Here is a 13,446-nt window from a genome sequence, read left to right on the forward strand (position 1 = left end):
AAGCGAACGCTCATCGCAACCGACGATGTAATCCCGGGGGGGCTCGGTTCGAGCCCCTAGTCCATCTGCCATTCTTTCCTTCGCCGTATCAATTACTTAAGTCGATCCTGACGGCGCTATAGCCTCAAGAAGTCAAGCGACAGGCCGCGTGCAGCCTTTTCCCAGGTCAGGCGAATCTCAAGCTCCGCGCGCAACTTCGCAGCCCGGGCGAATGTGGCTTTATGGTCCGACAGCGCGGCGCCAACTTTCGCTGCCCACTCTTCACGATTCGCCGCGTCAGCGAGCGCTACAGGTGCAATGCTGGGCTCAAAAAGGTGTGCGTCGAGTCCTTGGTTCAACTCAGGATCGCGCAGGTATTCAGCGAGGCCGCTTTCCGCCGAAATGATGGCAGGCACGCCGGCGGCAATCGCTTCGAGACCAGTCAGCCCGAATCCTTCCGCGACCGACGGCATGATTATCAGCGCTGAGCCGAGGTAGTCCTGCACGAGTTTCGCCGGTTCAGTCGAGAACGACCTTAGCTGTACAAATTGCGAATAGTCCTTGAACTCCCCGATATTCTCGAACTCGGCAAGTGCCTTTTCTTTCGTGAAACCGCGCATCACCAGCTTCGGCGTCTGCCCGGATTTCCAGAGCCGCTCGGTCGCAACCCTCTTGATCACGTCGCACGCCAGCAGACCTCCCTTAACGCCGGCGTCCTCCATGCGGCCCGACATCAAGCAGGAATTCATTTGAAGATTTTGGGGGTCTGGGACCAACTTCAGCAATGGCGGGCTGAGGCCCGGCACGAGCATGGTCATGGTAGGCAAAGGCGCTTGCCACAGAAAGCTTCTCTTGATGCGTGGCCCCACAGCGACGACCAAATTGGCCAGCTCCGCGAGTGCGATCTGATCGTCGAGTTTTGCCTCGCCTCGTAGCGGATCGAAAAGGGCATCTCCATGAGGCGTTTTCAACCCTTCGTTTTCGTGGGGAATAGTGTGGAGAAAATGGACGTATTTAGCGCCGAACCGGGTGGCCAAAGCGCGCGCGGCGGGACCTGTGATATGATCATGACCGATCAGCAGATCCGGTTTGGTGCTGAGGTGTCCCGCCTCGCACAAAAGGAACTGCGCGTGCCCCCCAATCTGGACTGAGTCAGGGCATCGGACGAGCTCAACCCGGGCCGTTTTTGCATCAAGGACGTCGGCGTCGGACGCATTCGGGACGAGACACAGAACGGTGTGCCCAAGTGCGGCTAGCGCGATACAGAGCTCGCGGTTGAGCGTAGATATCCCGCCGTGATGCGAAGCCCATTCAGTCGCCACTGCAAGTATGGTGCGCCGATCTGCGATTGGTAGGAGGCCCGACGGCGCCGGTGCGGGCACCGCGATGTCCATTTCGATAGGCACGTCGTCGCTGTCAGCTGTCTTGGCCTTGGACTTTTCCTCAACGTCCGGTTCGGGCGGCTCGGTCGGAGCGCCCATGTAGCCGATCCTTGCCAGAATATCGGCGGGATCCTCACGACGCGTTGCCTTTGCACGGACTGCGTGGCGGGCCTGCTCGATCGACCAGCCCAGAGCATCTTGCAGTTCGGGCAATGCATCGCGCATTCGGTACATTTGCTCGAGCGCGGCGTTTGTCCCCGCTGCGACTAGCCGCGACAGCAGTACACTGCGCAATTGCTCGACATAATCCGGCACTCCAAGAACGCGCGCGCCAGCCCCGGTCGGCGGGCGCTCGGGCAGCAAGACGACCAGATCAATATAGGCCTGAGCCAAGGCATATTCGGACAGCGCGTCGAAATCGAACGAGCGATGGAAGGCAACGTCGTGAGCGAAGCTAGTCCAGATCGAGCGGGCGAGCGCCTCGTTTCGCTCGCGCAACGCAAGCAACTCGAACCACGTGTCTGCCGGCCTTTTGCAAAGGAGCTCAACGACACCCTTTTCAATCCGAGAGCCTTCCGTCGCCGCACCTGCTAGCTTCGCGGAAGACGAAGTCAGGGCATCGTGGATGAGCTGTACCGCGCGTAGGTCGCCGTTGCGCACTAGATACGCTAGAATCTCAGACGCCGCGTCAATGCTCTTGAGATCTCCGGCACGGCGCAACTCGTGCAGAAGTTCCGAAAGCGGTCGGTCGAGCAAGCCGTCAAGGAGCTCAAACACCCGCGTGCTCAACCCCTCGGATGCAGCGCCGGAGGCGATCTGCCGGACTGCGGCGAGCACCGAATCTGGCGCAAGGCGATAGGCGACTCGCATCAGGTCACGCTGGGGATTTCCTTCGGTGTAAAAGTCGTTCCCTTGAAAGCCAAGCACCGCCGGTGCCCAGACAGCCCAGGTTTCGGCGGACAGTCCTTCGAAGGTGCTCGGCTCCTCGTCGCGCAGTAAGCGCAGCGCCCGGACGCCGGCATTGGCAGGCCGGTGACTGGTGCTCGTGCCCAGCCAACTGATATCGGTCAGCGGGGCGTCGCGAAGATAGACGAGGGCCGTCCGACAAATTCGCTCGCGCTCTCGGCCGTCGAGCGCCTGCCAGCCCGGCGTCGCGGTCAGATCGGTCTCGAACTCGAAATGCCCATCATAGTCGCCGTTCGGCTCGTGGAAGAGCTCGAGGTTGAGTTGCCACCACAGTGACGCTTCGCCCGCTTCGATCCGGTCGAGAAGATTGATCACTGACGACCGCCAAGACGTCTTGGCTTTAGTTTCTCGCTCCTCTGCTTCGTGCCTCTCGCGTTGCCGTTCGACACTCTTGCGCATGTACTCGGCAGCAGTCGAATCCAGATCGATCGAGTAACGGGCTGCGAGAGTTCGCTGCAGCTCGGGAACGCGCGATGCTGCCTCCCAGACACGATCGAGTGTGTCAAACGGCAGCGATTGTGTAAGGTCAGCGATGATCTGAGTAAGCGGCCCGCGTAGGTCTGCACGCTCCGCCAGCATCATCGCGAGATACGAGTCGAGATCGTCCGGTCTGACCAGACCGGCCAAGTGATGCACAAGCAGTGCTACGGCGCGAGACGGATCGTCCGCATGCCGAAGGGTTTCAAGCACAAATGCGGATCGCGCTTCGGAATTATCCGGCCACGGCAGCGATACCACACCGTTATTCAGGACGATCTGATAGATTTTGCGGTCAGCAGTGACGACAAAGGCCGCCAGCGCCTTCCGTACTTCGGGATCAGCAATCCGGGCAATGATCGCGCGAAACAGCTTGACCATTACCGGCTGGAGCCGGTCATGCTCGCCTTGATCGATGTCAAGCCGGCGCTGCAGCCAGGCAATGGTGTCGAGCGCTTGGCGCGAGGTGAGATCCGGCGCTGCGAACCGGTGGAGAAAAAGCTGGTAACTGCCGATGAAATTCTTTTGGCGAGGGACCGTCAGCGCCCCAAGCAATTGGCGAAATGGCAACGCTTTCGGCCAGCAAATCGATAGCAGGACGCCGCGCAAGCGATCTTCTGTGTCACTATCGAGATCGCCCGCCAGAAGCGGCGCGAGGAGTTCGGGTGCGTCGTCCCCGTTTAATCTCGCAACCGTGCGTGCAGCCATCGATCTGATCGGCCCGTCGGCTTTGGGATCACCAGCCACCTCGAGCAGCACCGGCGTCAAACCAATTTCTCTTGCCTCCGCTGTGATATCGATCGCAGCACGCCGCTCGAAGGGCGGCGTCAGAGCGCCGGCGATGACAGGCCGCAATTGCTCGGTGAGTTCTGGGTGTCGCAAGGAGCCGAACAACGGAACCAACTGATCGTACTGGTCGAGCAAATCGCCCGCCGCAAATCGCTTCAGTATCGCCGCCGTCAGCCTGGACTGATCCGCAGGCTCAAGGACGGCGGCCTGCGCGCGCAGCAATATATCGGGCTGCCGCTCGAGGAGCATATCGAAAAATGGCGGGACCATCGCTGCAGCCCAGCCCGCCACCTCAAGAAGCTGTGGCGCGATCCCGCCGGGTCCGCCGAGTTCGGGTACATTCAGTAAAGACAGGATCTGATCAGCAGACAGGCGATGATCGGCCAGATATCGAGCTGTGAGATAATCGACGAACGTCCTGTGGGTCCATTCGAAGATCCCCGGTTCCACTTCGGCGAAAAGCGGCGTGCGCAGAATTTCGGTAAGCAGCGCGGGTGTCGCAACGACGCTCCCAGCCGTGGACGGTTCAAGGCCTCCGGCAATTCGAGCGATCGGCAGAATGTCCGGGCTGACTGCAGCGACGCCGGGAGTGAACCGCATGATACCGGAGAAGGTCGTTGCAACAGCGAGGCGGCCGGCGACAACCATGCGGGTCGCGGGGTTCGCGACGGCGCCCCCCCCCAACGCGCGTTCGACGACGCGCTCGAGCAGATCCGCCTGCCTCGCCGGCAGCGTTTCACTTCCAATATGGCTCCGAAGCAGCAGTCTCAGCAACAACGGGCGGCTCGCCACCGCCCGCAACTGTTCACCCAGCAGACGTTCGGAAAGACGCTCGCGTTCGGCGACCTGCGGCTCCGTGCGCTCGACTGCTGCGAGGATGTCTTCTTCTTCGAGCGGCGCCAGCGTTAGCTTCTTGAAGCTTCCGATTGGCCAGCGCTGTTCAATTACCCGGTCAAGCCCCTCGGTCCAAGCCGCTGTTCGGCATGTCAACGCGATCCGTAGCAACGCTCTCTTGCGATTGCTGGAAAAAAGCTGATCGAGGAAATGGCTAAGGAGTTGTTCAGCCGACGACGGCAATCCGGCGATCTCGTCAATGCCATCGATCAGGATATGCCATGGCCGCTCATCGTCAGCCCAGCGGCGGTGATGTTCGGACGTGATCAACGCGTCGAGTTCGGTGGGGAACTTACCGTCCCCGCCGCGGAGCAGATCGAACTGCTCGCCCTTGTCCCCTAGCCAGGCCGCGAGTCCTTCTATCTCGTGCGTCTTGCCCATACCGGGGTCGCCTAAGAGCACAAGGCACGGTGTTTCCGCTATTTCGGTCAACACCACGGGGGTGGTTTCGCTCGTCGCGTCCCAACGATCCGTCCCAACGGGCTCGCCACCTTCCGGAATCCAGTGTCGCGTCCAGGCAAAACTCTCTTCGCGCGCGTCGATGTGGCTGATTGTCATCGCGACTTGTTAGCCGATTCGGATGCATTGGGCCAATCGCGTGATACAACCAGACTGACCCATTTCAGCGAAACACCGCGTGTCCCATTAGGTGAGATTCGCTCGAAAGTGCTTGGCTCAGCAACGACCGTTAAGCGCAAATGGCACCCGCCAGCCGACAAGCTCAAGAAGTGGCAGCTATCGGGGTCGCGGCTGTCGGTCTCGGATGACCACATCGGAGGCGCGAAGCTGCCGCCCCTTGCCGTTGAACCGTCACTGTCGACGTCATCGTCCTAAACCAATTCGTCCGATGAAGGATGCGGGCGGTCGCATATTGGCTGGGGGCCATACACTGCGATCCGTTTTCGAGGGTCGGAGGTTCGCACCCCGCCCGCACGTTTACAAACCAACCATTCATCAGTCGCGACAATTCCAAGATTTTACCTCTTGCAACTGGGGAAGCCCTTTCCCTCGCTCTAGTGAATTGAAGGAAGCTGATAGGCGCGTCCGATCGACGTTAGATAGCGCGCAATTCGGCGAGGAGGTGGTCTCTCGACCGTATCGCACAATGATATCGAGCAGCTTCACCTGCACCGTCTCGCAGCTTTGCTGTGCAAGATCCCGGTCCCCAATCAGGTATCCATCCCCGACCGGAGTTGGACTGCATCCAGTGGCAATCACCTCGTCGATGAAGTCGGGAATGTCTGTGCGGGACATCTTCTTCATGGGGCGCCTGCAGGTTACTCGCAGAGACATAATAACGCACAGATAGCCACTGGCGACGAGGGCTGCACCCAACTCGCGAGAGGTCGACCGCCCTTACCCTTCGAGATCACGACGGTACCCTGCCAATCACAACGGCGCTTGATGCGATGGAATTGGACGAGGAAGCGGCAATGCGGCGGTAGTGGCGCAGTCGCTTGCCACGGACTGCCCGGTGCCGATATCGTTCCCGTATCCTGAACGAGACAGTTTTCGAGCATGCAACTGACGCGCATTGAGCTTTACCAAAGGGTCTGCAACTCGCCCCTGAACAAGATTGCACCTGAACTCGGACTATCGGCGCCAGCCTTGTCAGCCATCTGCAAGAAGCATGATGTGCCGTTTCCAGGGGCGGGTTACTGGACCCGAAAGGCAATGGGCCTGCCCGCGGAACTCCTACCCCTTCCCGTGGCCGATGACGATATCATCGACCTCTCACAACCGGTCAAAAGGCCGCAACGACAAGGGCCACCTCTGACCCGAGAGCCTCGCAAGAAGAGGAGCGTCAAGCCCCACCGGAGATCACGGCATCCTTTCCTCCTTGGCGTCGAGGAGCATTTTCGTAAGACCCGAGTTGCTGAGGAGTATGAGTTTCTTCGCCCATACAAGAGAATTCTTCCAGATATCGTCGCCTCAGAGAGCTCCCTGCCCCGCGCGCTTGCGATTGCCAACCAGCTTTATCTCACTATCGAAGAAGCCGGCTGCAAACTGCGTATCGCGACAGCAGAGGAAAAGCTGCAACGCATCGACATCGACGAACGGGAAAACGAGCGCAAGGATCGTAAGTATGGTCGCTACCAATCCGGCCGCCCATGGGGTCCCGACCGAGCGACTGTTTTCGAGATCGGGACGGTTCCGATCGGCATCGCAGTGACCGAGATGACGGAGCGCGTCACGATGCGGTACCTTGAAGGGAGTTACCATCGAGTCGACAGCAAGATCATCAGGTCGGCCAAGGCCTGGCAGCTGGTTCATTCCTACACGCATCTTCAGGACGTACCCAGCGGACGTTTCAAGATCGTCGCCTACTCGCCGAAATCAGGGGTCGAATGGTCGATATCGAGGCAGGATACTGAGCAAGCCTCGCTGGAAAGCATGATCCCTGAGTTTGTCGAAGCCCTGCAAGTTGCGGTGAGCAAGGTGCAAGCCTTGATGATTGCTGCCGACGAAGCGGCCGAACAACGCAGACAAGAATGGAAAGCAGAGTGGGAGCGGTACCTCCGCAAAGAGGACAAGCGAAAGTCGGCAGAAGCCCTGCTCGAAAGCCAGAAACAGTTGGTCCAGATCATCGAGCAATGGACAAAAGTCATGGCGGTGGAGCAGTTTTTCAGGCAGGCGGAAAATCGTCTGGTTGACGTTGCGGACGACCGGCGCGAGCACATCGAAACGCGTCTTGCGCTAGCCAGGAAAATGATCGGTGATACCGACCCCTTCCAGTTCCTCGCATCCTGGGTCGCGCCTGAAGAGCGCTACAAGTCTCCTTACGATGATGCCCCTGAACCCAAACCGGAAAAATCTAGCTCCGCGTGAGATTAATATCTGGACCGCTCATACAGCCTGAGGCACCTTGCGAGCGGGCCAGGGTTCTCTCCAGGCAATCTCAGCTCAATTCGTTAATGCGCGTCAATGTTGACGCATCTTGATGCTGCCGCGTGCCAGCCTCCCGCTTCGAAGCAGCATAGGAGTGCCGCTTCGCCCCCCGGAGACCCGGTTTAAAGATATTCGAGCTTCCACTTAGGCCACTGAGGAAAGTGTCGTGAAATCTGGTCTGCGGCTGACGTCTTCCGGCAGTCGTACATTTCTCCAGCCAACAAGGAAACCGCCGCTTACGCGACGGCCCCCTCGCCTGCGTTTGGAGAGCTCTGCAGACCATGCAGATATTCGACCGCCCGCTGCGCATGAGCCGCGGCGCTGAATATGGCCCGTTTGTCCTCTTTCAGCACCTTGAGCCAGCTCTGAATATAGGCTGCATGATCGGCAGCGGGCTTCGGCGTCAAGGCGAGATCCGCACACAGGAACGCGGCACCCAGTTCGGCCACAAGCTCTTCGCGGGCATAACCTTCATCACCCCATTTCTTGCGCCCGAAGTCGCGGTTCAGGCGGTCTTCTCTTTTCGTCCAGTGGACAATCTCATGCGCAAGCGTCGCCGCGTGCGCCTCAGGGCTCCGGAAACTCTCGAAGAGAGGCATCTGCACATGATCGCTGCCGGCATTGTAGTAGGCTCGATTGCCGCCATGACGGATATCGGCACCCGTAGCGGCAAAGAACTGATCCACATGGGCAATACGCTGGACGGGATCCATCACCGGCTCCGGCCTCACATGATACTGCTCGGGCAGCCCCTCGATCTGTTCGGTGTTGAAGACCGCGTAGGATTTCAGAAACGGAATCTGCTTCACCTCGTCGCCGGACTCCTCCTCGTCCTCTGCCCGGGGGATCGTCCCCGCATAGACGACCATACTGCCCTTCTCACCCTTTCGCACATGGGCGCCGAGTTCATCGGCCTGGCGGAAGGTCATCCAGCAGGCCGATGAGTAACCCGCCTCAGTTGCCGCCGCCCACAGCATCAGTATATTGATGCCGCAATAGGGAAGTCCGTTGTGGCGCAGCGGTCTTGAGATCCGTTCGGCCGCGTTGCCGGCACTCCAGGGCTTCAGCCAGGTCAGTTCGCCCTTTTCGAGATCGGCAATGATCTTCGCCGTCACCTTCGCGTAAACATCGCTTCTCATGTCCCTTCTCCTTTGATCGGGTTGCGCATGCAACCAATCTGCCCCTCTGGCGAAGAGCGGGGGGGAGCCCGTCCAGACCCAAAGGCGTCCGGGGTGGTGCGGGCGCAGGGGCTAAGAGCCCCGAGCCACGGCCCGGACGGCTTTGCCCGAAGGGTTCAAGGTCTTGACGGGTGATGGGGCGTCAGCCCCTTATTTGGAGAGAGGCCCAATGGCTCCGCATTCTTCGAACGGTTTGATGCCTCGAGGAGAGCTTGAACACCGAGGGAGCACCGGAAGTAAACAATTTCGGCTCATGCCGACCGTGCGGCGACGAATGCGTCGACTTGGTGTCGCACCTCCGCCCTGTATTGCTCGGACAGGGTCAGGTGGAGGGAGGAACCGCCTGCCTGCATCTTCTCGGCAGGAAGCTCAAGTGTGCCGACTGCGACATGTCGACGGAACGGCCGTTCGTCGACAGGAGCCAGCGGTATGTCGACATCGTCGACAGATCCGTTCCTCAGAATGGCTCAGCCATCAGGACGATCGCATCTAACGGAACGGCAGAAATCGGATCGGGAGCATCGCAAATGGCGTCTTGCCTGAACCCTGTACCGCCCGAACGACAGGCGTACCCACGAAGCGGTTGACTTTTGTCAGCGGTAGTGAATTATGTCAGAAGCACCTGACGAGTACATCATATGTCGATCCGCGCCACCGACCAAATCATTCACAAGGCCGCCTGGCTTTACTACACACATGGGCTCCGTCAGGACGAAGTGGCGCAAAGGCTGGAAATCTCCAGAGCCTCGGTTGCAATGTATCTTCGCCGAGCGCGCGAGATGGGTATCGTTACGATCACCACCTCCTCGGAACTCTTTTCGGATGAAGTGCTGGCACGCGAACTTGAAGACGCAACGGGGCTGACGACCGTCTGGATAGTGCCGGAAGACCGTCAGGCCATGGATCCGGCGGCCGAAATGCCTGTCGTTGCCGCGTCCGTCTTCCTTGAGCTGATAAACAAGGGTGAGCGGGTGGGCGTAGCCTGGGGTCGCACTGTCTATCACATCGCCGACGTGATGCCCTTCGCTGACCTGCGCGGTGTAACTGTTGTCCAGCTCTGCGGCAATTTGGGAGCCCCATACTCCTATCGCCCAGACCAGTGCACCACGGAAATTGCCCGACGTTTGAATGCAGAGGGCATCAATTTTTACGCACCGCTGGTGCTCTCTTCGGAGCGACTGGCCGACGAGCTACGCGGCGAGCCGGTCATTCAGGAGCAGCTTGCCGCAATTTCCGACTGCCAGCTGGCGCTCTATTCCGTCGGGGGCATCGAGGCTGACAGTCATCTCGTAAAATGCGGAGCTCTTTCGGCACAAGACATGCACGAAATGGGCGAACTGGGAGCAGCAGGCGTCATTGCCGGACAACTCATCGATCAGGACGGCCGCTGGATGGATTGCGCCCATAATCGACGTTGCATCTCTGCAGATCTTGATTCCATCAGAGCGATCAAGAAACGAATGCTTGTCGTCCAGGAAGACAACAAGTTCGAACCGCTCGTCGCTGCATTGAAGGGCGGCTTTGCTTCGCATCTGATCGTCACCACCTCGATGGCACGAAGGGTTCTGCAACACTGGAGCCGCGAGGGGCTCGGCAAGGTGGGTTCGGGCACGGCTTGAACCCTTGGAGTTTGGGTCCACCGATGCCGGTCGGGCCGGTATATCGGGAGGTCAATATCATGGAGAATCTCTGGCGCGACGACGAGGCGGAACGTTTCGTTGCAAGCTATGCTGCGAAGGGCGTCAATCGTGACCTGGCGCTACGCACCTACACGACACGTCTTCTTGGGGGGGAGCCGCGTCTCGTTCTGCACGGCGGCGGCAACACGTCCGTCAAGACCGAGGTGACCGATCTCGTTGGCGATACCCATGCCGTCCTCTGCGTCAAAGGCAGTGGCTGGGACATGGGCAGCATCGAACCGGCGGGCTTGCCGGCCGTAAAGCTCGCTTCACTGTTGAAGAGCCGCAGACTGGCGACGCTCTCCGACGAGAACATGGTGACGCTATTGCGCGCCAACCTGATTGACCCGGGTGCTCCCAATCCATCGGTGGAAGCACTTCTGCATGCCTTCCTGCCCCACAAGTTCATCGACCACACCCATTCGACGGCGATCCTTGCGATTGCCGACCAGGCAGAGAGCCGGGAAATGAGCCGCCAACTGTTCGGCAGCAAGATGGGCTTCGTGCCATACATCATGCCAGGATTTGCCTTGGCAAAGGCGGCGGCTGAGGTATTCGACCAGGATCCCACAGTCGAGGGACTGATCCTCGACAAACACGGGATCTTCACCTTCGGCGATACGGCCCAAGAAGCCTACGACCGGATGATCCACTATGTCACCGTTGCCGAGGATCACGTCAGGAACAATGGTCGCAATCCCTTCACGCCGGCCAGTATCCCGACCGAACTCGCAAATGTGGGCGATATCGCACCGCTCCTGCGCGGTGCCGTCGCCGTTTCCAAAGGCGAAGGCCGCTACGATCGCATGGTAAACGTGTTCCGCACCTCGCCGCAGATCCTGGACTTCGTCAATGCAGCCGAAGTCGTCGACATGGCCGCCAGAGGGGTATCCACCCCAGACCTCTCGATCCGCATAAAGACCGGCCCAATGGTGCTGCCCGCACCTTCCAGGGACGACACCCCCGGTTACCGCGCTGTAATCAACGAGAGGGTTGCCGCCTTCGCTGCTGACTATACAGAGTATTTCCGCAGCAATGACGCCCGCGACGACGTCGTGCGCATCATGCTCGATCCCATGCCACGCCTGACGCTTGTGCCGGGCCTTGGCATGTTCGGCCATGGCCGAACCTTCAAGGATGCAACAATCGCGGCGGATGTCGGCGAGATGTGGATCGAGGCAGCACGCGACGCAGAAGCTTTGGGGCGCTTCGAGCCAGTGAGCAGGCCCGATCTTTTCGACCTCGAATACTGGTCGCTGGAACAGGCAAAGCTCGCCGGCGCCAAGCCAAAACCCTTTACGGGCCAGGTCGCCGTGGTCACCGGTGGAGCCGGAGCCATCGGTGCGGCCATCGTAAAGGCATTTGCAGCCGAGGGCGCCCATGTCGTGGCGCTCGATCTCGATGGCGACAAGGCGGCGGCGACAGCCAGGTCCGCTGGAAACAGCTCGATTGGCATCGCCTGCGACATCACCGATCCTATCTCCGTGCGTGCCGCCTTCGACACGACGGTCGCCACCTTTGGGGGCGTCGACATCGTGGTATCGAATGCCGGTGCGGCATGGGAAAGCCCGATCGCCACCATGGATGATGCGCTGCTCCGCCGGAGCTTCGAACTGAACTTCTTCGCTCATCAGACGGTGGCACAGAATGCGGTGCGCATCATGAAGGCGCAACAGACCGGGGGTGTGCTTCTGTTCAATGCCTCCAAGCAGGCGGTCAATCCGGGAGCCAAATTCGGTGCATACGGGCTGCCGAAGGCTGCCACACTGTTCCTGTCCCGCCAGTACGCGCTTGAGCATGGAGCAGACAACATCCGGGTGAACGCCGTGAATGCGGATCGCATCCGCTCTGGTCTGCTCAACGACGAGATGATCGCCAACCGTGCTGCCGCCCGTGGCCTTTCCGTAAAGGAATACATGGGAGGCAACCTGCTCGGCCTGGAAGTCACGGCCGAGGATGTGGCACGAGCATTCGTACACCACGCACTCGCCGAACGCACGACCGCCGATGTCACCACTGTCGACGGCGGCAACATCGCAGCGGCGATGCGCTGACCTTCCGAACGGATCGGGCATTTGCCCGATTTGCTTCGCCACCTAAAACAAAAGGGGCGGTCCGCCGGACCGCCCCTTCTTCATGGCGATGGACAGGAATTCAAGGCTTGGGCATCCAATCCGGCATAGCGACATCTGCATGCGCGAATTGCGGCAGCTTCGCACCCAGTTCTTCCATATTCTTGATGTCCTGCTCGTTCAGGTCCTTCTGCGTGATGAGCGTTGGCGGCACGATGACCTGCTTGCCCGGATCTTCTCCGGCCAGCAGCATGGCAAGTGTCCGCACGGAAACCTGGCCGACGACCGCCGGGTTTGTCGCGGCGGTCGCAACCCAGGCGGAGCCCGGCTCGCGCATCGCGGCGATGTCGGAGGTCGAGATATCGGCGGAATAGATCTTCACGCTGGAGGACATACCCGCTTCGTCGACGGCGATCTTCACACCCTTGGCGAACTCATCATAAGGCGCGAACATCACGGTAATGTCGGGATTGGCCGAGATGACCGAACGGGCCTGGTTGGCGACCGAATTCGCAATCGGGTTGTCCATCGTGCCGAACTGGGCCGCTTCGTTGATACCCGGATACTTGGCCTTGAATTCTTTCCATGTCTCATCGCGGCGGTCGAGTGGCGCAATGCCGGCGACGTAAACATAGCCGGCCTTGAAGCTCTCACCATTGTCCTTCACAGCCTCCTCAAGCGCCAGGCGGGCCAGATCCCGGTCGGACTGTTCGACCTGCGGGATCATATCGTTTTCGACATTCACATCAAAGGCAACGACCTTGATGCCAGCGTCGACTGCACGCTGAGCAGCTTCCTTCATCGACTCCGTGAGCCCGTGCTGGATGATAATGCCCTGCACGCCAAGCGCGATCGCCTGATCCACCATATCGGCCTGGAGGGCCGCGTCCTGCCGGCTGTCAAGGACCTGAAGCTGGACACCGAGCGCCTTGGCCTGCGCCTCCACCCCGGCGAGGTATGACTGGAAGAAGTCGCCTGTCGACAGGTAGCGCACGAGCGCGATCTTGACGTCACCGGGGTTGTCGAACGGCTTGGGCATATCGGCTGCAAAGGATGGTGCCACGAATGTCGTTGCAGCCATCAGTCCGAGCGTCATCCTGCCGAGAGTCCTTCGTGTAAAATGCATTTCGGTCTCCTCCAC

The 13,446-nt window shown here is 59.9% G+C and carries 7 protein-coding genes; 3 read left to right on the top strand and 4 right to left on the bottom strand.

Going from position 1 to position 13,446, the window contains the following annotated elements:
* Nucleotides 1-116: 116 nt before the first annotated feature.
* Entirely contained in the window at nucleotides 117-5,045 is a 4,929-nt protein-coding gene (locus BSY240_RS11090; RefSeq protein WP_069042340.1) for a glycosyltransferase, read from the bottom strand.
* Between the two features lie 396 nt (nucleotides 5,046-5,441).
* Entirely contained in the window at nucleotides 5,442-5,750 is a 309-nt protein-coding gene (locus BSY240_RS23975) for a hypothetical protein (protein WP_150127454.1), read from the bottom strand.
* 255 nt (nucleotides 5,751-6,005) lie between these two features.
* Here BSY240_RS23975 and BSY240_RS11095 point away from each other — a divergent pair, with 255 nt between their 5' ends.
* Nucleotides 6,006-7,316, top strand: a complete 1,311-nt coding sequence (locus BSY240_RS11095; RefSeq protein ID WP_069042341.1) for a hypothetical protein — start codon at nucleotides 6,006-6,008, stop codon at nucleotides 7,314-7,316.
* Nucleotides 7,317-7,612: 296 nt separating this feature from the next.
* On the opposite strand, the gene BSY240_RS11100 is transcribed toward BSY240_RS11095, so the two are convergent.
* Nucleotides 7,613-8,515, bottom strand: a complete 903-nt coding sequence (locus tag BSY240_RS11100) for an ArdC family protein (RefSeq protein ID WP_069042342.1) — start codon at nucleotides 8,513-8,515, stop codon at nucleotides 7,613-7,615.
* A gap of 677 nt (nucleotides 8,516-9,192) precedes the next feature.
* Here BSY240_RS11100 and BSY240_RS11105 point away from each other — a divergent pair.
* Nucleotides 9,193-10,173 (top strand): sugar-binding transcriptional regulator, encoded by a 981-nt coding sequence (locus BSY240_RS11105; protein WP_069042343.1) that lies wholly within the window; start codon nucleotides 9,193-9,195, stop codon nucleotides 10,171-10,173.
* 59 nt (nucleotides 10,174-10,232) lie between these two features.
* Entirely contained in the window at nucleotides 10,233-12,287 is a 2,055-nt protein-coding gene (locus BSY240_RS11110) for a bifunctional aldolase/short-chain dehydrogenase (RefSeq protein WP_069043942.1), read from the top strand.
* A gap of 100 nt (nucleotides 12,288-12,387) precedes the next feature.
* Here BSY240_RS11110 and BSY240_RS11115 read toward each other — a convergent pair whose 3' ends face one another.
* Complete coding sequence (locus BSY240_RS11115) at nucleotides 12,388-13,431, bottom strand: substrate-binding domain-containing protein (protein ID WP_069043943.1); 1,044 nt, start codon at nucleotides 13,429-13,431, stop codon at nucleotides 12,388-12,390.
* Nucleotides 13,432-13,446 lie beyond the last annotated feature (15 nt).

This window comes from Agrobacterium sp. RAC06 (assembly GCF_001713475.1).
Lineage (GTDB): Bacteria > Pseudomonadota > Alphaproteobacteria > Rhizobiales > Rhizobiaceae > Allorhizobium.

What these genes read in the sequence shown, in the direction of transcription:
- BSY240_RS23975 (WP_150127454.1), bottom strand. Translation starts at nt 5,750, where the DNA reads ATGAAGAAGATGTCCCGCACAGACATTCCCGACTTCATCGACGAGGTG.
- BSY240_RS11105 (WP_069042343.1), top strand. Translation starts at nt 9,193, where the DNA reads ATGTCGATCCGCGCCACCGACCAAATCATTCACAAGGCCGCCTGGCTT.
- BSY240_RS11090 (WP_069042340.1), bottom strand. Translation starts at nt 5,045, where the DNA reads ATGACAATCAGCCACATCGACGCGCGCGAAGAGAGTTTTGCCTGGACG.
- BSY240_RS11100 (WP_069042342.1), bottom strand. Translation starts at nt 8,515, where the DNA reads ATGAGAAGCGATGTTTACGCGAAGGTGACGGCGAAGATCATTGCCGAT.
- BSY240_RS11115 (WP_069043943.1), bottom strand. Translation starts at nt 13,431, where the DNA reads ATGCATTTTACACGAAGGACTCTCGGCAGGATGACGCTCGGACTGATG.
- BSY240_RS11095 (WP_069042341.1), top strand. Translation starts at nt 6,006, where the DNA reads ATGCAACTGACGCGCATTGAGCTTTACCAAAGGGTCTGCAACTCGCCC.
- BSY240_RS11110 (WP_069043942.1), top strand. Translation starts at nt 10,233, where the DNA reads ATGGAGAATCTCTGGCGCGACGACGAGGCGGAACGTTTCGTTGCAAGC.